General features: G+C 55.7%; 19 protein-coding genes. 16 read left to right on the forward strand and 3 right to left on the reverse strand.

From position 1 onward, the window contains the following. Nucleotides 1-106: 106 nt before the first annotated feature. The gene (locus tag ACNAZA_RS17825; protein ID WP_415797870.1) at nucleotides 107-673 is read right to left on the reverse strand and encodes a hypothetical protein; all 567 of its coding nucleotides are present in this window, start codon (nucleotides 671-673) and stop codon (nucleotides 107-109) included. A gap of 2,106 nt (nucleotides 674-2,779) precedes the next feature. Between ACNAZA_RS17825 and ACNAZA_RS17830 the strand changes: the two genes are divergently transcribed. From ACNAZA_RS17830 to ACNAZA_RS17845, 4 genes are read left to right on the forward strand one after another with little or no spacing between them, the layout of a single operon-like run. Next, entirely contained in the window at nucleotides 2,780-4,732 is a 1,953-nt protein-coding gene (locus ACNAZA_RS17830) for a transposase (RefSeq protein ID WP_415797871.1), read from the forward strand. 3 nt (nucleotides 4,733-4,735) lie between these two features. Beyond that, entirely contained in the window at nucleotides 4,736-5,701 is a 966-nt protein-coding gene (locus tag ACNAZA_RS17835) for a TniB family NTP-binding protein (RefSeq protein WP_415797872.1), read from the forward strand. 25 nt (nucleotides 5,702-5,726) lie between these two features. Continuing rightward, complete coding sequence (locus tag ACNAZA_RS17840) at nucleotides 5,727-6,668, forward strand: TniQ family protein (RefSeq protein WP_415797940.1); 942 nt, start codon at nucleotides 5,727-5,729, stop codon at nucleotides 6,666-6,668. Beyond that, nucleotides 6,665-7,492: a TniQ family protein gene (locus ACNAZA_RS17845; protein WP_415797873.1), complete on the forward strand. Its 828-nt coding sequence runs from the start codon at nucleotides 6,665-6,667 to the stop codon at nucleotides 7,490-7,492. The genes ACNAZA_RS17840 and ACNAZA_RS17845 overlap by 4 nt, the downstream gene beginning before the upstream one ends. 100 nt (nucleotides 7,493-7,592) lie before the next feature. Here the strand turns inward: ACNAZA_RS17845 and dmpG are convergent, their stop codons facing one another. After that, nucleotides 7,593-8,630, reverse strand: a complete 1,038-nt coding sequence (dmpG, locus tag ACNAZA_RS17850) for a 4-hydroxy-2-oxovalerate aldolase (RefSeq protein ID WP_415797874.1) — start codon at nucleotides 8,628-8,630, stop codon at nucleotides 7,593-7,595. Between the two features lie 14 nt (nucleotides 8,631-8,644). Next, complete coding sequence (locus ACNAZA_RS17855) at nucleotides 8,645-9,604, reverse strand: acetaldehyde dehydrogenase (acetylating) (protein ID WP_415797875.1); 960 nt, start codon at nucleotides 9,602-9,604, stop codon at nucleotides 8,645-8,647. Nucleotides 9,605-10,328: 724 nt separating this feature from the next. On the opposite strand from ACNAZA_RS17855, the gene ACNAZA_RS17860 reads away from it, so the two are divergent. The 12 genes from ACNAZA_RS17860 to ACNAZA_RS17915 all read left to right on the forward strand — a co-directional run bounded on the left by ACNAZA_RS17860 (nucleotide 10,329) and on the right by ACNAZA_RS17915 (nucleotide 22,268). After that, the gene (locus tag ACNAZA_RS17860) at nucleotides 10,329-11,159 is read left to right on the forward strand and encodes an alpha/beta fold hydrolase (protein ID WP_182284422.1); all 831 of its coding nucleotides are present in this window, start codon (nucleotides 10,329-10,331) and stop codon (nucleotides 11,157-11,159) included. A gap of 67 nt (nucleotides 11,160-11,226) precedes the next feature. Continuing rightward, a complete protein-coding gene (locus ACNAZA_RS17865) occupies nucleotides 11,227-12,132 on the forward strand; it encodes a VOC family protein (protein WP_415797876.1) in 906 nt (301 codons plus the stop codon). A 58-nt stretch (nucleotides 12,133-12,190) separates the two neighbouring features. Next, on the forward strand, nucleotides 12,191-13,363 hold the full coding sequence (locus tag ACNAZA_RS17870; protein WP_415797878.1) for an acyl-CoA dehydrogenase family protein: 1,173 nt from the start codon (nucleotides 12,191-12,193) through the stop codon (nucleotides 13,361-13,363). Between the two features lie 106 nt (nucleotides 13,364-13,469). Further along, a complete protein-coding gene (locus ACNAZA_RS17875; RefSeq protein ID WP_415797879.1) occupies nucleotides 13,470-14,654 on the forward strand; it encodes a flavin reductase in 1,185 nt (394 codons plus the stop codon). 57 nt (nucleotides 14,655-14,711) lie between these two features. Then, nucleotides 14,712-15,599: a LysR family transcriptional regulator gene (locus ACNAZA_RS17880; protein WP_415797880.1), complete on the forward strand. Its 888-nt coding sequence runs from the start codon at nucleotides 14,712-14,714 to the stop codon at nucleotides 15,597-15,599. A gap of 159 nt (nucleotides 15,600-15,758) precedes the next feature. Then, complete coding sequence (locus tag ACNAZA_RS17885; protein WP_182284417.1) at nucleotides 15,759-16,235, forward strand: hypothetical protein; 477 nt, start codon at nucleotides 15,759-15,761, stop codon at nucleotides 16,233-16,235. Further along, the gene (locus ACNAZA_RS17890; protein ID WP_415797881.1) at nucleotides 16,214-16,849 is read left to right on the forward strand and encodes a DoxX family protein; all 636 of its coding nucleotides are present in this window, start codon (nucleotides 16,214-16,216) and stop codon (nucleotides 16,847-16,849) included. Before ACNAZA_RS17885 ends, ACNAZA_RS17890 begins: the two co-directional genes overlap by 22 nt. 14 nt (nucleotides 16,850-16,863) lie before the next feature. Further along, a complete protein-coding gene (gene mhpD / locus ACNAZA_RS17895) occupies nucleotides 16,864-17,661 on the forward strand; it encodes a 2-keto-4-pentenoate hydratase (protein WP_415797882.1) in 798 nt (265 codons plus the stop codon). Between the two features lie 208 nt (nucleotides 17,662-17,869). Continuing rightward, nucleotides 17,870-18,955 carry a TRAP transporter substrate-binding protein DctP gene (dctP, locus tag ACNAZA_RS17900; RefSeq protein ID WP_415797883.1) on the forward strand — a complete coding sequence of 362 codons (1,086 nt, stop codon included), beginning with the start codon at nucleotides 17,870-17,872 and terminating at the stop codon, nucleotides 18,953-18,955. A 61-nt stretch (nucleotides 18,956-19,016) separates the two neighbouring features. Beyond that, entirely contained in the window at nucleotides 19,017-20,393 is a 1,377-nt protein-coding gene (locus ACNAZA_RS17905; protein WP_415797884.1) for an MFS transporter, read from the forward strand. Between the two features lie 180 nt (nucleotides 20,394-20,573). Beyond that, the gene (locus ACNAZA_RS17910; RefSeq protein ID WP_415797885.1) at nucleotides 20,574-21,704 is read left to right on the forward strand and encodes a porin; all 1,131 of its coding nucleotides are present in this window, start codon (nucleotides 20,574-20,576) and stop codon (nucleotides 21,702-21,704) included. A 90-nt stretch (nucleotides 21,705-21,794) separates the two neighbouring features. Further along, entirely contained in the window at nucleotides 21,795-22,268 is a 474-nt protein-coding gene (locus tag ACNAZA_RS17915) for a hypothetical protein (RefSeq protein ID WP_415797886.1), read from the forward strand. Nucleotides 22,269-22,313: the final 45 nt, after the last annotated feature.

Consider the following 22,313-nt stretch of genomic DNA (forward strand, 5'->3'; position numbering starts at 1 on the left):
CGCTTTGAGCGCTGCGTTGTATTGCTTCCAGTTGGTGGTGCGATAGCGAGGTTTGGACTGCGGGGAATGACTCATCGCACGAGGCTACCTGACCCTAGCCTGCGATTTATGCAACAACGCCAATAGGGTTAAAAGCTGCTTGTAAATCCCATCCATAATTTCCATTAAGTGATTTTCTTGCGTGAAAAATTATTTCTCTGGTTTTTATATTTGCATAGTCTAAATTACCTATATCGCTTAATCCAACCATAAGGTAATGATGCAATGTTGAATACATTGAGAGTGGGTATGTATATCTCAAGTTTTTGTATTTTATTTTCTGGAGTAAAACTTCATTGATTTTCTCAAAAATTTCTTCTTTTACTCCACTGATGTGAAAGAATTCAGAATTAATTGCCATATATCTATAAATATATCTGCTCCACTCATGTGCATCTTTTTCATTATTAGATATATAGCAGCTCTGGCACATTAGCATCATAACTGCAAGGGCATCTAAGTTATGTATTATTTCAAGCTTATGGGCTAATCTTCGAATTCCAGGGTTTCTTCCATTGCGAAAATTATTTCTCCATTTTTCGACTACTAGCTTAACCTCTGCACTTAATTTTGATTCTATTTTAGATATTTGATTTTGATTTATTGAAGTATTTTTTAGAATTACCCAAAACATAGAGTTAATAACCTGGGCGCTTCCAGGAAATAGGCGATCGGCGGTGTTGACAAGTGTGGATCGAGGCCGATGTTGGCCTTTTTGATATTTGGACCACTTGTTCCGGTGATGGCCGATCCCTTCCTCAGTTCTCCAGTAAGCGTCACTCTCGATTAGGCGCCCCAGTGCATAGGCGCTTTTGCTCTGGCTTAGGTGTTGGAGATATCGGACCCAAGCCACGGTAGATAAGACATCGACATCACATCGTCGTGCCTTTTTCGTTGCTGGATCTTGTCCCAAGTCGGTGTTGGGAGTGCTGGGGGGGCGCAAAGGTATGTCTTTATTTTCAAAGGCTTGCATAACTTTTTCTGCGATGAAAGCGGGTAAATTTGGACCCTATATGCCCCCTCGACTATGCCGCAAACCATCTTTAGGATGGTGACAGAGCGAAACTAAGTGAGACAGGCGCTATGCGAGACAGCGGTGACCACCCAATCAAGCGTGAAGTGCTAGAGGAACTGACGGCTAGGCACGGTCTGGTGATGGGGGGGCGAGATCTTCAGCAGGCACTCGGTTACCCCAGCCCAGCAGCCTTTCGGCAGGCGGCATCACGAGGAAATTTACCTGTAGCTGTGTTTGGTATGCCGAAGAGGCGCGGCCGGTTCGCGCTGACTCATGAGGTCGCTACGTGGATATGGAAGTGCAGGCTTGGAGCAACCGAGCCCTCCACCGCTTGTAGCGGCGAGACCTGTGATGCAGAGCACATAAAGGACTGCTAGATAGCTAGCGATCGTTATCGAGCACCAGAAAACTGATGTTCCTAAACCTCGAGAAACAAGGAGAAATTCGCCGCCGGAAAAACAAACGCCAATCCCCTTTTCAGAAGACTGGCGCTGCTCGGTAGCTCAGGATAAGAGACCACCTAGGATTGGAACCCTTAGGTCGGAATTTACTCCTGTGCTGCTGGCAACGTCAAGCCATGTCTGCAGCATTTTTGCGGTGGACTGGATCAACTCATCCTCGCAAACAGGAGTTTTCATGACTCATAAGGCACTACCTCGTCCCAACTCATCAAGAAGTGCACTCCATCCATGGCCGATGGTTGCGGCTTCATACCGCTGGAAACATATCCAGTTCAAGATTCCGCCTCGTCGTATTAGCTCTGAGCTGTCAGGTGCAGCGTCAGCCCTTGAGGCAAGAACAGCGACTCTTATCTCTTTATTCAAGATGTTGCAGGCGCTGACTTTTGTCAGCCCTTGTTTGCTTGTTGATCTCACCAGAAGTGACTTAAGGAATGAAACTTGGGACTTTATGAAGGAGGTCGAGCAAGGCTTGAATGTGGCAAATGAATGGGTTCATGAGAAGACAACCTGCTCAAGGGGACGTGGGGGGGATCATCGATTGCGCGTGGTTTCCTCGGGACATGCAGTGCGTCACAAACGCCGGGGTGCCGTACTCCCCTTCCTTGGCCCAACTTGCCGCAGCTAGGAGAGAACCATGGAACCCTCGACGAGAAAAGTGGTTCAGCGTTCGCCTGCCCATACCGTGCGGTTGCTGCACCTCCCACACCTTCAGCCTGATGCAATCGAAGCAGATTCCTCGGTTGAGCGCGACTTCGTGCATTGCGCCGCGCTCTTTCCCAATGTCACATCAATCACATCTCAGCCTTTCAAACTCACTCTACCCTCGGGAAAAAAGTACACACCTGACTATCTGGTGACGTTCCAAGATGGGTCACGGCGGTAGTTGAAGTCAAGCCAGAGAAGTTTGCGGCCTCTTTCCAGGCGCACTTTGAACAAGTTCGTCTGAAGCTGAGTACATCTGGTATCCCCTTTCTTCTGGCCTTAGACAACGTGCTGCGTCGCGAGGGGCTAGCGGAGCGCGCGCTTTACATCCGCCGGTATGCCAAAGGAGCTTGCGACGCCGAGGCGATGCACAAATGCAAGGCGCTACTGGAGCAAGTGGGAGACCATGGGCTTTCAGTTAAAGAACTCACTCAGGCTGGAGTCACCCAAGCAACCATGCTTTACATGGTGACGCGTCGTCAAGTGTTGCTCAGTGCTGACCTGCACTATGAAGGCAATGCGAAGGTGCGGTTGTTTAAGCAATCTGTTTCGGGGGGGAGTCATGCAATTCGCTTTGCAGACTGGCTTGACGCTTAGAGCGGGCCAACGGACCCTGGAACTCACCAGGGAATTACCTGATCAAGAGTACCAATTCGAGGACGTGATTACCCGTCGGGCTGTGATTTTGGGCGTTGCGGAGCTGATCCATCGAATCTATAGCAAGGAATACCAAGTGGTGCTGGGAGGTGCACCCGAAGGCCGGTTTGCTAATAGAACAGTGGTTTCCGTGCTGGATTTAAGTGCCTTGAAGGAGCACGAGAGAACCGAATTGGAGCGCCGACTTGATTACGTCAGTCGCCTGCGACGGCAGGGCATTACAAAAGGGCAACGCAAGAGGATCGAAGAAGCCATCGCTAAGTTGGCCAACTCAAGAGGCGAGGCGGTTCCGTCGGCAACCACTGTGATGCTCTGGATGCGCAACTATGAAATCTCGGGAAATAACGCACTTGCTTTAGTTAACAAGCACCGCATGCGAAAGAGAGCACGGCGCTTGATCGACTCTGTGGAAGACGTTATCTGGAGGATGCTGAAGCAGCACTACCTCACTCCACATAGGAACTCTTTGAGGTTCACCTATGACCAGCTTGAGAGCGAGCTCAAGCGCTTGGTTAAGAGCGGTCAGTTGGAGCAAGACACGGCTCAGATGAGCTTTCCAACTTTGGCACGCAGAGTTCAGGACATTGATCTGTATACGCGAGTTGCTGCTCGTGAAGGTGTGGCGAGAGCTCGGATGGTTTGCAGAACGGCCTTCCCGGAGGGAGTAGCTGCGTATCCGTACCAGCGAGTTGAAATTGACCATACCCCGTTGAACTGGGTCGTGATTTGTGACCGTACAGGGCTACCTTTGGGGAGGCCTGTTTTGACGGTGATGATTGATGCGTACTCGGGCTACATCCTTGGTTTCTATATCTCCTTTTATGGCCCCGGGCTGACTTCTGTATGCGGAGTGGTTCGTAATGCGCTTTTGCCCAAGGCCCCGCTTTTGCATGGGCTCGATCTCCAAAGTGATTGGCTATCCATGGGGCTTGGCGATGAGTGGGTGATCGACAACGGGCTCGAATTCCACTCATTCGGGTTCAAGACCATGGCGATGGCACTGGGCGTTGACTTGATGTACTGCCGTGTCAGGACACCATGGCTCAAACCGCACGTTGAGCGCTTCTTTTCCACGTTGAACACCTTGACATTGATGAAGGGGCGTATTCGCCCATCCGTGGCCAACGTCGCAAGGATCGACCCTTACAAGGATGCCTCGATCACTTTCAGCGACTTGGTTCGTGGCTTGCTCATGTTTGTGGTCGATGTGTACCCACATCAACCGAACTGGAGAAAGATGGCAATGCCTTATGAGTTGTTTGCTGAAGGAATACAGCGTTGCCCACCAGCTACTTTTCCTGGCAGCTTGGAGCAATTGACGTGGGCTTCAGGAATGTCAAAGCAGTTGACTCTGCATCAGGGAGGAATCGGCTTCCACGGGTTGCCCTATGGCAGCTATGCCTTCAAAGACATTGTCAAGAAGTATGGGCCGAAGCAAAGACTATTGTGCAAGTTCGATCCTGATGACATCTCCATCATGAAGGTGCTGGATCCCGACGGGCTGTCATGGCATGACGCTGTATGCCGGTGGCCGGCCTATGCCAGGGGTTTGAGCTTCAATCAGCACCAACTGATCAGGAAGTTCGCAAAGGCGGATTTGAGCTCTCCAGAGAGGTATGAGTCGTTGCTGGCTTCTCGTCAACGGCTGCATGAGCATTGGATGGAGGCGACAAATCATCGAGGGCGGGCAGATGCACTGCGCGCCGGGCGCTATGCAGACATGACATCCCACAAGGTCCTATCGAGCTCGGATTCGTCGCCCCAACTGCCGCTTTCTGAATCGAAACAACTCATTGTTCCTAGTGAATACCGAATCTCTGAGAAAGAAATTCCAGAGTTCGAATCTCTTGCGTTTTAAATCATGCGAAACGACCAAAAAAAGATATTCGACCAATCCATGCAGCTTGATGCCCCCGATCCGGAGCAACTGGCATTGGATGCTCGTCGCTTGTCTACGTATAGCGTGGGTGCTTTGCGCGTGGCAACAGAAGCTGATCGAGCGTTTGTACTGTTTCCGGATGCGGTTCGTGCTCTCAAGGCACTAGATAGGCTATTCCAGCTGGGAACGGAGTTCAGCATGCCTCAAGGAATGTGCTTGATCGGCCCCAGTGGGGTTGGCAAAACTGATTCATTCAAGTACTTCCGGGCGTCATTGCCGCAGTCCGCACTTTTCTCGCAAGACTTTGCGGCGATTGGTGTGCGGGTGCAAAGCAGGCCGAAGACTGGGCATCTGGTACAGGGCATTTTGAAGGCTCTCAAGTATCCGTTTGCTGGTGGTTCTGGCAAGCAGTTGTATATGCGACGCTTTCTGGTGTTTGACGCCCTGAAAAATTGCAAAACACGTCTCATCTGGATCGATGAGGCACATCACTTGCTCTATCCGCGGCGTGTCTCTGCCTCCAGCGATTTGGAAAACGAGGCGACGGAATTCCTCAGAGAACTTATGGACGAATGCAACATTAGTTTGGTTCTTGCTGGAACCTCTGAGCTAGATACCTTGCCTGATGCCGCGTCTCATCTTGCTTCGCGAGTCCCTATCCGAGAGGAGATGAAGAACTTTACATCGGACGGAAACTGGGTTGGCTTTGTTCGTGCCTTTGCAAAGCAATGTCAGTCGTTTGATCTTGGGTACATTCATGCTCCGGAAGTGGCGATGCTCCTGCATTTGGCCACCGATGGAAATCTGCGTGCTTTCAAAAGACTGTTGACGGAAGCCATCCTTATCGCGTTTGACCGTGGTCACTCTGCGGTGGACAAAGAGGCTTTCTGCAGCGCCTTCAAACAAGTCTGTGGACAGGCAACTTTGAGGAGTAATCCCTTTGTCTGAAAGCCCATTTCCAATCTCCAGTGAGTTGCGCGACGACGAATCAGGTCTTGGCTTCTGTCTACGCTCTGTGGCCATGAATGGAGGGAGGCTGTCAGCTCTGCATCGGCTACTTGGTATAGGAGCTTCGGAACGACTCAAGTCTGTACATGCCCCACGACTTGCGCAATGGTTCGGCGTCGACAAAGCGAGGCTTGCCCATCGTTTGCCTGCAACTTTGCCGCGGTCTATGGGGGCACGACGGGCATGCTATGGACACCTTTTTCGTCAGCCGGGAGTGTTGCGGACGAACCAGCCTCAGGTATGTCCGCAATGCGTTTTTGAGAAGGGATACTTGCTCGATGCATGGGATTTAACACTTTCGACATGCTGCCTGGAGCACGGCCTGTCCCTGACAGGAATATGTCCTCAATGCCAGGCAGTGATCAAATGGGATCGTAAGGGAGTGCAGTGGGGTGGATGCCGACATCACTTGGGCTGCACAGACAATGCAGTCCTGGCAACGCCTGAGCTTCTGTATGCACAGCGCATTTTGCAGGCTTCGCTTCGATCGGAGCCGTGTTCTGGTCTGGCAGAGGACACCGGCGTCCCGAGGTGGCTCACAGGTCTATCGCTTGATGGTTGGATGCAAGTGTTCTATGCGTTTGGCTTGTTGCCAAGCTCATGGTCACCGCTATGTCCGAGGGAGCTTTCTCGTTGTCTGGCGCCCGCTGCAGCGCAAGAAGTCGTGAGACGAGCGCTGGGGCGCCTTCAAGCCTTTACTGCTAGGGCCGAGGATGAGGGTGCTTGGGCCTCTTTGGTTGCGCGCGCACCACTAGTGAGCTTGATGACTTGTCCGACAGGTTGCCAAGATGAAGCCGTTGGGCGCCAACTGTTTCAGCGGGTTTTTGGTCAAAAGGAAATGGATCTCTTGGTTCGCGGATATCCGGAGCTAGGACAGTTGGATCTGTTTGAAGGGGCTGCCACATGAGACGTTTGGTTGGCATTCCTCCTATTCATGGCCATGAAAGTCCTGCCTCTTGGCTCACCCGGGCAGCATTGAGCCAAGGTGTAGAAGTGAAGGAGTTGATGACGTATGTAGGGCTGTCGGTAAAGCGCGATCCGGACCTGACGCTGGCGGGAAATGCTCTTTGGAATGTGGCGAACTTAACTGGACAAGCTGTCTCATCCTTTGGCTTCGCGGAACACATGTTCTCCGGCGTCCGCAGCATCGATCCTACGGGTGAAGATTTTTTGCTCTGGACAAAGAATGGAATGCCTCGATACAGGTATTGCTCGTTGTGCTTGCATGAACCCGGATGCAAGCATTTTCCTCTGCACTGGCGATTTAAAGCTTGGCGTTGGTGCCCAATTCACGATTGCTTGCTAGGCGAGCGTTGTCCTCATTGCAGGTGTGATTTGCAGTTGCCTGGAGACATGCTCAATGCAGGCTTGAAACGAGAGGGGGTCGCCCATTTAGGCCATTGCCTAAAGTGTGCAGAGCGCTTGGACACTGGTTGGGAGAGTACGCCACATCCTCTAAAAGAGGGACTCGTGGCAGGATGGGAAAAGGCTGTTCTTGAAAATGGAAGGGCTTTGCTGGCGGCCATCTTCCATCGACACTTTTTCATCACAGGTAATGCCAAAAGACACTCTCTCGATAGCCTGACGCGCTTCAAGAAGATGGGTGTTCTACCGCAGGACCTTCTTTTGCTTTCCGGCCAGTCTCTCCAGGTAAGGCGAAACCAGCGTAAAGCGACCTTGCGGAATCACCCTGGCTTCTATGAAGGGAGAAGTGCACGCGAGAGGTCATGAAAAATTAGCTCACGCGTTCAAGAGAATCTGACTGTGTAATTCATCTAATTACTACTGGCATTGGCGGAGATATGCCGCCGATGCCAGTGTCACCGTCAAGCTAGGTTTTTATGGTTGTTGCGTCGTGTTGCCTCAGCAGGTCCAGTGCTACGTCGACAATCATGTCTTCCTGCCCCCCGACCATGCGGCGCTTGCCCAACTCCACAAGGATGTCCACGGCCTTCAGTCCATATTTGGCCGCCGCGGCTTCGGAGTGACGCAGGAACGAGCTGTAAACGCCTGCGTATCCCAGTGCTAGTGTTTCGCGGTCCACGCGTACCGGACGGTCCTGCAGCGGGCGCACGATGTCGTCGGCCGCATCCATGAGCTTGTAGAGATTGGTGCCATGGTTCCAGCCCAGGCGCTCTGCGGCTGCGATGAACACCTCCAGCGGCGCATTGCCGGCGCCCGCGCCCATGCCGGCCAGGCTGGCATCCACGCGGTCGCAGCCTTCTTCCACCGCCACGATGGAGTTGGCCACGCCTAGACTCAGGTTGTGGTGGGCATGCATGCCGGTCTGTGTTTCCGGCTTGAGGATGTCCTTGAAGGCCTTGAAGCGATCGCGCACATCGTTCATGCCCAGCGCACCGCCGGAGTCCACGACATAGCAGCAGGTAGCGCCGTAGCTCTCCATCAGCTTGGCCTGTTCAGCCAGGGCCTTGGGTGAGGTCATATGGCTCATCATCAGAAAGCCCACGGCTTCCATGCCCAGATGCCGCGCATATTCAATATGCTGTTTGGACACGTCGGCTTCGGTGCAATGGGTCGCCACCCGCACCACTCGTACACCGGCTTCGTAGGCGGCCTTGAGGTCGTGGACGGTGCCGATGCCCGGCAGTAGCAAGGTGGTGATCTTGGCATGCTTGACCACGCTGGCCACGGCCTCTATCCACTCCAGGTCAGTGTGGGCACCAAAGCCGTAGTTGAAGCTGGAGCCTTGCAGACCGTCGCCGTGAGCGACCTCGATCGAATCGACCTTGGCCTCATCCAGTGCCTGGGCAATCTGCCTGGCCTGCTCCACGCTGTACTGGTGACGAATGGCGTGGCTGCCGTCGCGCAGGGTCACGTCGGAGATGTAGATTTTCTTGGTTGGCGTCATGGTGTGTCGTCTCCTCAGGCGGCTACGGCGAGCGTCGCCAGCATGCGCTCGGCCATGTGCTCTGCAGTGCGCAGTCCGGCGCTGGTCATGATGTCGAGGTTGCCGGCGTAAGCGGGCAGATAGTGGGCTGCGCCCTCGACTTCCAGAAAGATCGAGGTTTTCAGGCCCGTGAGGGCATGGCCCACGCCGGGGATGCGGATCGGGGTGTCGATACGGTCGAACTGCACCTGCTGCTTCAGGCGGTAGCCCGGCACATAGGACTGCACGGCAGCGGCCATCTGCTCCACCGATGCGGCAATGGCGGCCTCGTCGGCCAGCTCGCTCAGGGTGTAGACCGTGTCGCGCATGATCAGGGGCGGCTCGGCCGGGTTCATGATGATGATGGCCTTGCCCTTGGTGGCTCCGCCCACGACCTCGATCGCCTTGGACGTGGTCTCGGTGAACTCGTCGATATTGGCGCGGGTGCCGGGGCCGGCACTCTTGCTGGCGATCGAGGCAATGATTTCGCCGTAGTGCACCTTGGCCACACGAGAGACGGCAGCCACCATGGGGATAGTGGCCTGGCCGCCGCAGGTGACCATGTTCACATTCGGCGCGTCCAGATGCATGTCGCCGTTGACCACGGGAATGCAGTACGGTCCGATGGCCGCCGGCGTCAGGTCGATCACGCGGATGTCGGGCTTGAGGCTGCGTAAGAAGGCATCGTTCTTCACATGTGCGCCGGCGCTGGTGGCATCGAACACAAAGTCGATCTCTGCGAACCCGGGCATGCGCGTGAGGCCTTCCACGCCTTCGTGGGTGGTGGCCACGCCCATGCGGGAGGCGCGGGCAAGACCGTCGGAGTGGGGATCGATGCCGACCATGGCGCCCATCTCGATGTGCTTGCCATGGCGCAGGATCTTGATCATCAGATCCGTGCCGATATTGCCGCTGCCGATGATGGCAGCCTTGAGTTTTCGTTGAGCGTTTGACACGTGTCTCTTTCTTTAAATGCAGCCTAACGTGCGGGTAGTTTAGGTAGATTCCCTGTTTTATTGACATGTAAATCTGTTATTCAATTTTCGATATATTTAACAAGTCAAATATATTTATAAATCGCCTTTTTCGAGCTACATGACAGGTCTCTAATTACTGCATCGTCCTGTGGCGTCCATGCTTATCGGCCAGTTCGTCCAGAGCCGTGAATAAGTCGATGTTGTGAGATTCTTGAAATTTGCATGCAGAGCTTGAGCTGTTGCGTCAGCTCAAGCATTTGGAAAAGCGGCCCGGTGTTTGGCTACTTCCACTAGAGGTCACAGTACTTGGTCGCGTCCCGTTCCGTGGTGTAGCTCCACTTCCTAAAGAAGGCTATGTGCACGGTACTCAGCGAGCCACTGCGCATAGCCGAGTGGGCCTGTATCACTCAAGGTCTGCAAGTCCTCCAATTGCAGTAGCGCCGGATGAGCGACCACACGTCGTTCCGCTAGAGCGTCATCGCGTCGATCAGTCGCGAGACAAATTGGCTTGTCTTTTATACGAACTGCAGCACTTTCACCAGTGGGGTAAGCGATTATAAATTCTAGAATGCAAGTTCTAGTACTATAAATCTACTGGAGGCTAAGTACCGCACATGCTGTATGTCCGAAAGACCGTCCAGTGACGATCCCCTGACAACTGAGCTTTGCCGAGCGCAAGGCGTATATCGAGCCGAGACAAGACATGACAACCCTGACCGAAGAAAACACTAGTAAACGAGTTAAGACGAAAAACTGGGACATCCACTATCACGAAGCTGGCAGTGGCCAGCCGCTGGTATTGGTTCACGGAGGTGGACCAGGTGCTTCGGGATGGAGCAACTTCCATCCAAACATGCCGTACTTGTCCGAGCGCTTTCGCGTATTCGCATTGGATCTGCCGGGTTGGGGCAAATCTCAGTCTGTGAAGTACGACCAGCGTGACAACAGCGGTGCACTGGCCGAGTTCATCGAGACATTGGGCCTGGGCAAAGTGGCGATCGTGGGCAACTCAATGGGCGGTTCGTCGTGTATTCGCCTGGCTTACGAGCGCCCGGATCTGGTGAGCCATCTGGTCACGCTGGGCTCATCGGCCGGCGTGCCGAGCATCTTTGACGCCACCGGCCTGAGTGAAGGCGTAAAGGCGCTGGAGGCGGCCTACTTTCAACCGGGTCCCGAGTCGATGCGCAAGTTCATCGCCACGATGGCGTTCGACACACGCCATGTGACGGACGCGTTCGTGCAAGAGCGTGTCGACATTTTGTTGTCCCGTCCAGACCATATCGAAGGCTGGATCAGCGGTCATGGCAAACCCATGGTGCGCATCGATCAGGCGCGATTGGCCGAGATCAAGGCTCCGGCGTTGTTGATCCATGGTCGCGATGACCGCACGGTGCCGTTCACTTCGGGTCTGCATCTGGTGCGCCAGATTCCCGATGCGCGACTGCTGCTGGTCACTCGTTGCGGTCACTGGGTGCAACTCGAGCATACGGACGAATTCAACCGTTCCGTAGCGTCGTTCATCCAAGGTCACTGAGCGAATCCGATAACAAATGAACCTCCGGACGGCAAGTGCCGACCGGAACAGGAGACAGGGATACAGCATGATTACGTCGCTGGCATATTTCGGTGCGACATCTCCATCGTTCAAGGACTGGGAGCAGTTCGGGACCGAGGTGTTGGGCTGCGAACTGGCACAGCCCGGGCCCGATGGCGCGGTGCGCCTTCGTTTCGATGAGGTCGCCCATCGCGTGGCCATTCACCCGGGCGAGAAAAACGCTGTGGCCTACATCGGCTGGGCAACGACGGGCGAGGAAGCGACGCAGGTCATCGTCGATCGCATCACGCAATATGGCATCACCGCGCACCGCGCTTCGCCTGAAGAGGCAACCGCGCGCCAGGTGATCGGCTACCAGTGGTTCGTCGACCCGGCAGGCATCCGCCACGAACTGGCATGGGGGCAGATGCGTCCGCGCAATGTGTTTCGGCCAGGGCGTGCGATGACTGGCTTTCGCACCGGCGATCAGGGCTTGGGCCACGTCGTGCTGGCAGTGCCGGACCTCGCGAAGAGCGACCGCTTCTACCGTGATGTGCTGGGATTCCAACTGTCAGACACAGTGGTGGATGGCCCGATCTTCGCGCACTTCTATCACGTCAATGGTCGTCACCATTCGCTGGCCATCGCCCGCTCACCGAACGACCGGGCAGCGTTCCTGCACCTGATGGTGGAGGTCAACTCACTGGAAGACGTGGGCCGCGCGCTGGACCTGTGCGAGGACCTCAAGGTGCCGGTCACCCGCACGCTGGGCTGTCACACCAATGACCAGATGACCTCGTTCTACCTGCAATCGCCCGCCGGATTCCGTATCGAATACGGATGGGGTGGGCTCGAGGTGGACAGGCACTGGGAGCCACGCTTCTACGACCGCACCAGCACCTGGGGTCACAAACATCAGCACAAAGAGCTGTCGCCGTTCCTGGAGATCCAGGCGCCTGCAGCCGCCGGTTGAGGCCGCACGCACACGTGCAGACACCGGACAGAAACCACATCTCAAGAGGATATAGAGAATGCATTCCGTAATCGAAAGTCTGCCCAAGCTTGCAGACGCTGTTGCGAACGAAGTCGATGCTGGAGAAAAGCGCGGCTACATCACCGATGAAGCGGCTCGCCTGCTACGCGATGCCGGCGTGGTGCGCATGCTGCAGCCCAAGGAGTTCGGTGGCGACGAGGCCCATCCCCGCGAGTTCTATCAAGTGCTGCTGGAATTGGCAGCGCGCGCTCCGTCCGTGGGCTGGGTGGGCGGCGTGGTGGGCGTGCATCCATTCGAATTCGCACAGACCGATCCTAAGCTGCAGCAAGAAGTGTGGGGCGAAGACAAGGATACCTGGATCGCTTCGCCGTACGCCTTCATCGGCCGCGCCAAGCGTGTGGATGGTGGCTTCATTCTGAATGGTCAATGGCCGTTTTCTTCGGGCACCGATCATTGCAAGTGGGTGGTGCTGGGCGGCAAGGCTGAGAAGCAGGGCGGTCCCGAGAACGAATTCGTCGAACCATTCCACTTCATCCTGCCTCGCAAGGACTACGAAATTCTCCAGGATTCCTGGCAAGTCATGGGCCTGTGCGGCACGGGCAGCAAAGACGTCGTGGTCAAGGACGCCTTCGTGCCAGACTACCGCACGCTGGAAGTGGGCAAGCTCAATTCCCGTGAGTACGCCAGCAAGTACCAGCCGGGAAAGGTGCTGTACCAGGTTCCGTTTGATCTGCTGTTCCCGGGAGCGATTGCGGCGGCGTCGATCGGCATCGCCGACGGCGTGGTGCGTCACTTCTCCGACTACTCACGTGAACGTGTCTCGCGCATGGGCGTGAAGGCGACGCAGAACCCTTATCACATGTCGACGCTGGGTGCGGCGATTGCCGATCTGGACGCGGCCAAAATGCAGTTGCTCACTGACATCACCGACGCCTATGAAGTGGCCAAGCGCGGTGAGCGCGTGACGGATGCCATGCAGGCGCGCGCACGTGTTCACCAGGTGCGCTCCGTGCATCGCGCGGCTGCAGCTGCGGCCGAAGTGTTCAAGAGCGCGGGTGGTAATGCGAACCGCCTGTCCAACCCGATCCAACGCCAGTTCCGCGATCTCTCGGTGGCAATGGGCCACGCCTGCAACGTAGAAGACCCGGTGTACGCGGCCTTTGCGGGCTCGCTGTACGGCATTCCCAAGCCGGCCGGCGTGATCATCTGATTGGTTTGTCGATCCGATGAGCGAATGGGGCAAGACAGTACGGGCACTGGTTGCCATGCTGGCGTGTCCCTGTGTGAAGTGAATTTCCACGCGGAGCTGACTGAAAATGGAAAACGTTCAAAGCCCAATCGACAGCGATCAGTTTCGCGCGGTGCTGGGTAACTACCCAACGGGCGTGGCGGTCGTCACCGGCCTTGACGCGGCGGGCGAGCCGATGGGCATGGTGGTGGGCACGTTCACCTCGGTGTCCCTCAATCCGCCGCTGGTCGCATTCCTGCCGATGAAGACCTCGCGTTCGTTCAACGTTCTGCGCGAAGCCTCTGAGCGTTTCTGCATCAACATGCTGGCCGCCGATCAGGAAGGCATCTGTCGCACACTGGCCGCGCCGGGAGAGCGCAAGTTCGAGGCGGTGAAGTGGCACGCGAGCCCGGCGGGCAATCCCATCATCGACGGTGTGGTGGCATGGATCGACTGTGAGTACGCGAACGTCGTCGATGGGGGCGATCACTTTATCGTGCTCGGTGCCGTCAAGACGATGGGGCTGGAGCGCGACGCCCTGCCGCTGTTGTTCTTCCAGCGCGGCTATGGGCGCTTTTCGACGGGACCGCTGATGCTGGTCAACGACCGTGACGTGTTCCAGTCGGTACGTCTGGCCGAGGCAGCGCGTGACGAGATCGAGGCCGTGGCCAAGGAACTGGGCATGGGCTGCAGCGTGGTCGCACCGGCTGGCACCGATTCCATCTATGTCGCAGTGGCAGACCATTCGAGTGCGCAGCGCGGCAAGAATCGCCTCGGTGCGCGTGCTCCACTGACGCCGCCACTGGGGGCGCTGTTCGTGGACAGCGTCAATGCGATTGCGGAGGATGCTTGGCTTGCGCGTCTTGGCAAGTGCAGCGAAGAAACTCGGTCGCGTGCCAGAGATCAGCTACAGCGCGTGCGCGAGCGCCGCTGGTCCATGTCACTGCTTGGCGACCAGAGCTCCGAAGCGCTAGATGCGGCGCTCGAACTGTACTCATGCCCGCACCGCACGCCGGAGCAGGAGCGGCGCTTTCTCTCAACCGTCTCCGCCATGTTCGATATGCACGAGCCGGTGCAGATTGAAGATGCGCAGATCTACCAGTTGCTGCACCTGACCGTTCCGGTGCAGAACCGCCGCGGCGAGACGGTGCTGGCATTACGTCTGAGCGAGTTTCCGGCAGAACTGCCGGGTGCGAAGGTCAAGGCGCTGCTGGAGCGCTTGCAGGATGCGGCCCAGCGCGTCGAGCGCCTGATTACCTGCATTCCTGAATGAGCCGGACCTGCCTGCTTGTTTGTCGCAGCCCATCTTAAAACGGAGCACTGAACTGCCATGGATATCTGTCAATTGCGTAGTTTTGTTGCTGTGGCGGAAGCGGGCAGCTACATCAAGGCGGCCGATGTATTGAACATCCCTCAGCCCACGCTGAGCAGACAGGTGCGCACGCTCGAACTGGAGCTGCGGGCCAGCCTCTTTCATCGCCATGGCCGGGGCGTGCGCCTTACTGAAAAGGGTGCCAAGTTCGTCGAATACGCGCGCTCGGTTATCCACACGATGGATGCCGCTCTGGTTTCGGTACGCGACAACGACTCAGTCTATGCCGGCCAACTGGTCATCGGGCTCACGCCCAGCATTGGCCGCATTCTGATTCCCACGCTAGCACCGCTGCTGAAGAAAAATTTCCCACTGGCCTCGGTTCGACTGACGGAGGGGCTCTCTGGCGCGCTCTATGAAAAGGTGCTCCTCGGGCAGGTGGACTTCGCCCTGGTGCTGAGTCCCGCAAGCTCGCCACATCTCACCATCGAGCCGCTGACCAACGAACAGTTGTATCTGATCGGACCGGAGCCTGCGGGCGATGGTGGCTCCGAAATCGGGCTTCAGGAGTTGGTCGATCTGCCTTTGATTCTGCCGCACAGCAACCAATGGACACGGCCCGCCGTGGAAACGGCTGCGGCCAAGCTCGGTATGCGTCTGCGCATCGAACTGGAAATCGATTCAACGGCATCCACCACAGAAATCGTCGCCAGCGGCGGGGGATATTCCATCATGCCGGGCAGCCTGCAGTCCCTGCGTTCATTGCCGCAACTGTCGTGGCAGAAGATCGTCAATCCGCCGCTGGAGGCCACGATAAGCATGATCACATCGACCAAGCAGCCGCGCAGCAAGCTGGCGGACGCAGCCGCTCTGGTGGTCAAGGAAACACTCAAGGAGCTGTACTGAACGACACAGGCGCTGACCCATGGTGAATGCGCATAGCTGAGATGCAGATGCCGGTCTTGAAGGGCCGGATGGCTGATTCGAGAATGAACGCGCTGTGCCAGCTTATGGATTGGCAACGCGGCAACTGATAAACCCATAACAATTGAGAAACAGAGACTCATGCAGATCAAGACCCGAACCTTCAACGCTCTATCGGTCATCGTCGGCATTGCGCTGACAGCCGCTGTGGCGCACAACATGGCCACCAATCCGCGCTGGGCGGGAGACAAAGGACCGGGCGTGGGCAAGCTGCCGCGCGAGGTTGTCGCTGGCTTCATGAAGATGGCCTACGACGAGGGTCATGGCGCGCAGGCTCTGGTGGCTTACACAACACCCAAGACCGTCGACCTCGCACCCGATGCGGCGGACCGCAAGGATGGCGCTCCTATCAAGCACACGATCCGCCGTGTGGTGGCGGAAGGCCTGAACGTCGTGGTCTGGCATTGCATCGATGGAAGCGATGGACAGAGCATGGAGACGGTGGACTTCTTCCGCACCAATAACGGTCGCATCATGGACCGCGCACGGCCGTCGAGTCAGGCGCTGCCCGCCGGCAAGACCTGCGATCAGGTGTCATGGCCAAAGGCCAGCCGATGAGCAACGCACCGAACCACGCACCATTCCGCCCATCGACATCGCCAGACAACACACGAAGTGACCGCACCATGAAAACCGCCTCTGACAATCAAAGCCAGGATGCCATCAAAATCGACGCATGGTTCACCGGAACCCTGCTCATAACCTTCTTCCGGCTCATGCTGGGCGCATGGATGATCGTGAACGGCCTCAACCATCTGCTGCCGATGTGGGGTCTGCCCAATATCTACCCGCAGCCGCTGGGCACGCTGCACCTGTCTAACGTCATGCTGGTCACCATGATTGAGACCGGCCTTTTCGATTATGTGAAGGTTGCTGAACTGCTTGTGGGACTGTGCCTGGTGTTCAATCGATTCGTGCCTCTTGCACTTGTGATTGCCTTGCCGTTGGGATTGGTTGTGTTTTACAACTCGATCGTTTTGAACCTACGCTTTGAGCGACTATTTAGCTTCTTCATGGCAGTCTGGTGCACATACATGAACGTAGTGCTGCTGTTGGCCTATGTGAAGTACTACATACCCATGCTGCAATTCAAGGCCCCAGTCGGCAAGGTGGAGGATCTTCGCCTACTCAAGAACATTTTCCACACGGAAGAACAGACCAAGAGTGAATGACAGAGGGACACCAAATGGAACAGCAGGATGAAGCAAAAATTTTGGAGCTTGCCGCGCTTCTGCGCGAGGCTGAGCTCACTCGTACGCCGATCGGTCCATTGCGAGACTTAATGCATGGTGATGCCGAGCGTTTAGCTTATGCGATCCAACAAGCCAACGTAAAACATGCGCAAGCTCAAGGCCGCCGTGTCATTGGTCGCAAGATAGGCCTTACCTCGTTGGCGGTACAAAAGCAGTTGGGAGTTGATCAGCCCGACTTCGGAACGTTATTCGCAGACATGCTGTATGGCGATGACGAGTCGATTGGGCTTGAGCGAACGCTTCAGCCGAAGGTGGAAGCAGAGGTTGCTCTGGTTCTCGGTGACGATCTACCGCGCATTGATACAACACTTGTGGAATTGATTGACGCGACAGCGTATGTGTTACCTGCCATTGAGGTTGTCGGTAGCCGGATTGCTGACTGGAATATTCACTTCGCCGACACGGTTGCAGACAATGCCTCAAGTGGTTTGGTTGTGCTTGGCGGAGTGAAGGTTCCACTCGAGAACCTTGATCTAAAGATGGTAGAGATGCGTATGACCTGCAATGGGCAACTTGTCTCTCAGGGCACTGGTAGTGCTTGCCTCGGACATCCTTTAAACGCTGCATTGTGGTTGGCCAGAAAGCTGGCAATGTTGGGCCATCCTCTGCGAGCTGGTGATCTTGTGCTCACCGGCGCGCTCGGTCCGATGGTGGCGGTGAATCCCGGTGATGTTTTCGAAGCGAACATCAGCGGCGTGGGCATAGTTCGGGCTCGTTTCGCAACTGATTGAGGCGCTCTGCGCCGCATAACTTACTTAAGGCGCTCATTGCCATGAGCGCCTTTTTTGTCGTTTTTTTGTGGAGCGTGGCTTCTTATGCGATGTTGACATAGCAGAGATGGCATTGCTTCATATTGATGTTCTTCAAATTTGGTATAAAAATTCTAGAAAATAAATTCCAGAAATAAAGCTGGAAGTACCAAATATTGGAGACAAATCAATGCAGTTGACACGTTTGCGCGACCGTGTGGCGCGCTGTTGCGGTCTGCGCGACGCCGGTGTGTCGGGAACGAGATCACTCGAAGTGCTGGTCTTGAGGGGGCTTGCTTTCAGAGTGAGTAGCCTTATGCGCACGTCCAGACACCTCGGGTTCGCGATGCTCGGGATGCCGCTAACAACACTGGCTACTGCTCAAACTGCAACAGTTCCGGGGCCCTCCTGGCGACTCAGTGTGGCTGATTACCGGCCGTATCTCGCTGAAACTCATTCAGTGCGCCGCGCCTTAAATGATTTTGCTGCAGCAGTCGCGCGTCGAAGCAATGGGCAGCTGGAGGTCGATGTGCTGTCCGGCACCGTCTCAGGAAGCCCGGCAGAGCAGATCGACGCTTTACGAAACGCGAGGCTAGGTGCACCGCAGATCATGCTAGTCGCCGCCACGGGTTTGGCTGAGCTGCAAAAAGAGTTTGCGTGGTTTGATCAGCCCTATGTTGTGCGCGACTCAGCACAGGTGGACGCGGTTGTAGAAGGTCCTAGGGGACGTGCCCTCCTAGACAGTTTGCCCGCTTTCGGCCTGGTGGGCTTGGCTTGGATGGAAAACGGCTTCAGACAACTCAGCACAACACGGACCGAGCTGCACAGCCTCAGTGATCTGCGCGGTATGAAGGTTCGCACGCTGCCTGTCCAGACATCCATAAATACTTTCACTGCTTGGGGGGCTGTGCCGGTTCCTATCGCGGCAGCAGAGGTGCGCCAGGCGTTGGAGCGGGGTGCCATTGAGGCACAAGAAGGCTTTGTATCGCAGTTACTGCAGGGCCGCTTATTTGAGACACAGAAGCATCTTTGGCTGACTCAACATTCTTATGGAGCTCAGACATTGGTAATCAACACTAGTGCTTGGCGATCACTGAATGAATCACAGCAGGGTTGGCTGAAAGCTGCCGCCGAGGAAGCTGCTCGGGTCCAGCGCCTGCGTGCGCGCGAGGAGGAGCTGCAGGCTTTGCAGTCTCTCGAGCGCGCTGGTATGCAGGTACACCATCTGACTCCTGAGTTCACTGCCTCACTGGCCAAAGCTACTTTAGCGCAATGAATAACAGGGACTTGTGTATCCCTTTCTCCCTTTTGCTTAACCCACGAGACAGTTAATTCCTATGACTCATTCCACCCATATGCAAGAGCGTGAAAAGCAGAAGCGGCGAGCGATTCTTGCCAGCTATCTTGGCACCACGCTGGAGTACTACGACTTTCTGTTGTATGGGATTGCCGCTGCGCTGGTATTTCCGAAGATCTTCTTCGTGACGCTTGATCCCTTCGCTGCAACGTTGTCTTCGTTTGCGACCTTTGCTGTGGGTTACTTCGCACGCCCGCTTGGTGCGATCGTCTTCGGTCATTTTGGTGATCGGCTTGGACGAAAAAATGTGCTGGTGGTCACACTGATCATGATGGGCGTAGCAAGTACCCTGATCGGCCTTTTGCCAACCTATGCTCAAGTAGGTGTCGCTGCTCCGGTGTTACTTGTGCTCTTGAGGCTCATGCAGGGAGTGGCAATGGGCGGCGAGTGGGGAGGCGCGACGCTTATGTCTATGGAGCATGCTAAGCCCAAGGGACGTGGTCTCGCCGTCAGCATAGTGAGTGCAGGTGGGCCTACGGGCGCAGTGCTTGGCACTTTAGTGATGACACCATTTTCTCTTCTGCCAAGTGAGCAGTTTCTGAGCTGGGGGTGGCGTGTCCCATTCCTCATCAGTGCCTTGCTGATGGTGGTTGGCCTGTTGATTCGTTTGCGCGTTACGGAAACACCTGAATACGAAGCAGCACGCAAAGCGCAAGCAGCCAAGGGTGGACCAAAGTCCATCCCACTGGTAACTGTGCTGCGCTACAACAAGGGGCAGATTCTGTCAGGAGTGCTGGGTGGTCTAGCGCCATTGTCATTCTCGACGTTTGCCGCTGCATTCCTGCTGAACTATGCCGTGGAAGTTGGCCACACACGTACCAGCGCTCTACTAGCGATGACCGTGGCGAACTTCTTCAACATATTCACACTGCCGATGTTCGGCGCGATCTCCGATCGCATCGGCCGCAGGCCGCTGATGCTCACCGGTGCAATTTCCGGAGTGATCCTGATCTGGCCGATCTTTCTACTTGTTCAGCAGCCTAGCTTCCTGGCATTGATGCTAGCCATGGTGCTTGCGATGCCCGTGATCCAAGCATTGATGGGGGGCGTGTTCAACACTTGGATTAGCGAGAAGTTCGCCGCGGATGTGCGCTACAGCGGAATTGCTTTGACATTCCAGATTGCTTCCACGCTTGGGGCAGGTCTGTCACCTCTTATCGCGGCGATGTTGCTTGCAGCGTCCGGTGGAAAGCATCCTGAATGGGTCGCTGCGTATTTTGGAGCAGTCTGCCTGGTGAGCGCAATTGCTTACTGGATGGGCAACGAGCGCTTCGACAAGGAACTCGCGGCATACACGATGCCTGACGAGAAGGAAGTGTCCTCAACCACTCAGGCATGTACCAAACAGATGGCATGACAGGCACTCAAGTTCGGTAACGGACTTGGATTCGACCGCACATGCAATCTTTCCAGTGCGAGATCGGTGCACATCGCGCGCAATCATCCACGATCTTCGATGGCAGGCATGTCCCGTCAGAGGAGCGTTGCGCATGGCACGGACAGAACGGGTGTATTCAAAATAAAACCAGGAGACATAATGAAGCGAAAGTGGATTATTGGGGTAGCTGCTTTGGGGGCCATTTCGATGGCAAATGCACAGCAGCAGGATTCGTCAGGAAGCTCGGTGCGCATTTATGGTGTCGCTGATCTTGCTGTTGCTCATTACCGGACCTCCGGTCAATCAAAAACAGCGATGCACGCAGGAGGATCCGGATCTCGTCTGGGATTCCTCTCTAGTGAAGACTTGGGGCAAGGGTTAAAAGCGAACGCGCGGCTTGAGGCTGGCATCAATCTTGATTCCGGTACATCAAGCTCCACCAATGGCATGCCTAACCGATTCTGGAGCCGTCAAGCATATGTCGAACTAGAGAGCAGGGCCTGGGGAGCAATTCGTGCTGGACGACTGGAGGGGCCAACCTACAATTTTTTCCCGAAATTTGATCCTATGCTATTGCCCGCGATGGATGCCTGGGGCGTGCTGACAACCTTGGGGTCTGGTGCTCCAGGTAGTGCTTCAGGTAAGGGTGTCTCCACAGGATTTCTTATTAATCCGACACAGCGAACAGAGAACACACTTGCTTATATCTCGCCGCGCTGGAGCGGTCTTCAGGCCAAGCTGTCTTACAGCTTTAATGAAGGATCTCAGACTCAGCCTAAGTTAATAGAGGCTGCGGTGGATTATGACAATGGACCATTGACGCTTGGAGCTCTGCTTGTGCGGGCTTCCAGTACACCTGGTTCGGGCAGCGTGCGTCCGACAAAGTCGAACACCGAGTATGCGCTGGGCGCCAGTTACAAGGCGGGGCCAGTCCAGCCATACTTCACCTACATACACCGTGACACTACCGATCCAACACTGAGTAGCAACGGCGCGGCACTTAACGGAAGCTCAGAATCCGTGAAGCTGCTGGGAGCGGTTATTCCTGTCTCTGAGCGAGGCAACGTACGTATGACCGTCGGCCGATACTCAAGCGGCACGAATGAAAGCGATGCGACTAGCTATGGCGTCGCCTATACATACGACGTTAGTCGCTCAGTAATGCTGATGGCGGCGGTCACACGCCTTACCCAGAACGGCAAATCTCGTTGGCCAGTGTTCCAAAGTCCCATTCCTAATGCCGGCAACTCGGTGAATGGCGTCATTGTCGGTATCACCTCGCGCTTCTAAAGCCCTTCCAGGAAGTACGTCTCGCTAAAACGAGCGTGCTTTCTTGACGCACTCCTACCTCCAATATTTCAAATTGCAAGGACAAACGCCATGGCTTCCCGCTCACCCTGGTACTACATCATTCACTGGATCCGGTTCTACTTCGGCGCCCACCTGCTGTTCTCCGGCATCCGCTACGCGGCTACGGGCTACGTGCCCGACATTCCTGGCATCGGTGGCGAATGGGTGCAGGCCAATGCCAATATCTATCTCTACCAGATCATCAAGTATCTGGAGATCATCACCGGTGCGATGATCTTCTTCAACCGCCTGCCCTTGCTCGGTCTGATTCTCGAGTTCCCGGCTACGGTCAACATCTTCTGGCTCAACACCGTCATCGTCGCTTCGCCTGCGATGCCACGCCAATATTTCACCGGCCCGCAGGAATTGTTCCTCAACGGCATTCTGCTGCTTGCATACAGCGGCTGGATATTCGCCGCCGTGAAGCCCAAGCTCGAACCGCTGTGGCTCTGGGACGGAGCAATGGCCTACAAGCAGGACATCGGCCGCCGCATCGTCGACTGAAGCACGCACTTCACTCGCAACTTTCTTTTGTCTGGAGCTGAAATC

Origin of the sequence: Comamonas aquatilis, assembly GCF_965139575.1 — a bacterium.
Taxonomy (GTDB): Bacteria; Pseudomonadota; Gammaproteobacteria; order Burkholderiales; family Burkholderiaceae_C; genus Comamonas; species Comamonas aquatilis.

What these genes read in the sequence shown, in the direction of transcription:
- ACNAZA_RS17825 (WP_415797870.1), bottom strand. Translation starts at nt 673, where the DNA reads ATGTTTTGGGTAATTCTAAAAAATACTTCAATAAATCAAAATCAAATA.
- ACNAZA_RS17830 (WP_415797871.1), top strand. Translation starts at nt 2,780, where the DNA reads ATGCAATTCGCTTTGCAGACTGGCTTGACGCTTAGAGCGGGCCAACGG.
- ACNAZA_RS17835 (WP_415797872.1), top strand. Translation starts at nt 4,736, where the DNA reads ATGCGAAACGACCAAAAAAAGATATTCGACCAATCCATGCAGCTTGAT.
- ACNAZA_RS17845 (WP_415797873.1), top strand. Translation starts at nt 6,665, where the DNA reads ATGAGACGTTTGGTTGGCATTCCTCCTATTCATGGCCATGAAAGTCCT.
- dmpG (WP_415797874.1), bottom strand. Translation starts at nt 8,630, where the DNA reads ATGACGCCAACCAAGAAAATCTACATCTCCGACGTGACCCTGCGCGAC.
- ACNAZA_RS17860 (WP_182284422.1), top strand. Translation starts at nt 10,329, where the DNA reads ATGACAACCCTGACCGAAGAAAACACTAGTAAACGAGTTAAGACGAAA.
- ACNAZA_RS17865 (WP_415797876.1), top strand. Translation starts at nt 11,227, where the DNA reads ATGATTACGTCGCTGGCATATTTCGGTGCGACATCTCCATCGTTCAAG.
- ACNAZA_RS17870 (WP_415797878.1), top strand. Translation starts at nt 12,191, where the DNA reads ATGCATTCCGTAATCGAAAGTCTGCCCAAGCTTGCAGACGCTGTTGCG.
- ACNAZA_RS17875 (WP_415797879.1), top strand. Translation starts at nt 13,470, where the DNA reads ATGGAAAACGTTCAAAGCCCAATCGACAGCGATCAGTTTCGCGCGGTG.
- ACNAZA_RS17880 (WP_415797880.1), top strand. Translation starts at nt 14,712, where the DNA reads ATGGATATCTGTCAATTGCGTAGTTTTGTTGCTGTGGCGGAAGCGGGC.
- ACNAZA_RS17885 (WP_182284417.1), top strand. Translation starts at nt 15,759, where the DNA reads ATGCAGATCAAGACCCGAACCTTCAACGCTCTATCGGTCATCGTCGGC.
- ACNAZA_RS17890 (WP_415797881.1), top strand. Translation starts at nt 16,214, where the DNA reads ATGGCCAAAGGCCAGCCGATGAGCAACGCACCGAACCACGCACCATTC.
- mhpD (WP_415797882.1), top strand. Translation starts at nt 16,864, where the DNA reads ATGGAACAGCAGGATGAAGCAAAAATTTTGGAGCTTGCCGCGCTTCTG.
- dctP (WP_415797883.1), top strand. Translation starts at nt 17,870, where the DNA reads ATGCAGTTGACACGTTTGCGCGACCGTGTGGCGCGCTGTTGCGGTCTG.
- ACNAZA_RS17905 (WP_415797884.1), top strand. Translation starts at nt 19,017, where the DNA reads ATGACTCATTCCACCCATATGCAAGAGCGTGAAAAGCAGAAGCGGCGA.
- ACNAZA_RS17910 (WP_415797885.1), top strand. Translation starts at nt 20,574, where the DNA reads ATGAAGCGAAAGTGGATTATTGGGGTAGCTGCTTTGGGGGCCATTTCG.
- ACNAZA_RS17915 (WP_415797886.1), top strand. Translation starts at nt 21,795, where the DNA reads ATGGCTTCCCGCTCACCCTGGTACTACATCATTCACTGGATCCGGTTC.